The sequence below is a fragment of the Mycobacterium sp. 1245801.1 genome (assembly GCF_001673055.1).
GTDB classification, from domain to species: Bacteria; Actinomycetota; Actinomycetes; order Mycobacteriales; family Mycobacteriaceae; genus Mycobacterium; species Mycobacterium europaeum_A.
In genome coordinates, this window is the sequence record NZ_LZKY01000397.1 from 1 (window position 1) to 769 (window position 769).

Annotated in this window: 1 pseudogene; it reads right to left on the reverse strand. The window is 62.5% G+C overall.

From position 1 onward, the window contains the following. Positions 1 to 400 precede the first annotated feature (400 nt). Positions 401 to 769: pseudogene (locus A5622_RS29870) on the reverse strand (hypothetical protein); the annotation flags it as partial.

The following is a 769-nucleotide window of genomic DNA, read 5'->3' on the forward strand; positions in this document are numbered from 1 at the left end:
TTCCGTGAGGCGCCAGCGCGGTTTGTCGACATGAATGGTGCCCCCTAGGGGCGCAGATGCGTTCAGTGCTGCGACCGCCAAAAGAAGATCGTTCGCGTCGTCCGCATCCTCGATTGCCTCAAGCGCGGTGATTGCGGTCGTCATGTAAACCCCCGGGATTTCGGTCGCCAATAGGCGTTATCTCGTATATCCACGGTAAGAGTGCGAGATCAAGATTGCGGCAACGCTCCTTAACGGTCGCAGCACTGAACGCATCTGCGCCCCTAGGGGGCACCATTCATGTCGACAAACCGCGCTGGCGCCTCACGGAAGAAGAGATCGTGGGCGCGTCGATGACGGTGATTTTGGTGTCGCTCATGGTGGTGATCAGCGTCGCCGTGGGCACGGCCTTGACAATGAGCTAGCGACCGGAGATTACTGATCCGGTCAACCCAGTCTCGCGCCGCTCACTTGATGTCGCAGCCCAATTGGCGTCGCGGCCGAGGTAGCACAGGATCTTGTCCACGTTGGACTGGGCGGGGCCATCGGTGGCGTGCGCGAAACGTGCGCCGGGGCCGTCTCGCGCCTCTCCCTCTGGGGCGAGGAGAGCCAAAGGCAGCGCAGCGTCGACCACCTCGTCGGCGAGAGTGAAGGGGATGCTTCGCGATTTCGCGACGTCCCAGCCGTGGACGACGTAGTCAACGAACTGAAAGCCGATGGCCACCGCGCCGGGGAACGTCGCATCGGGCCCGAAGTCGGGAAGGGTGAATGACGCGGCGAGTACGGCATC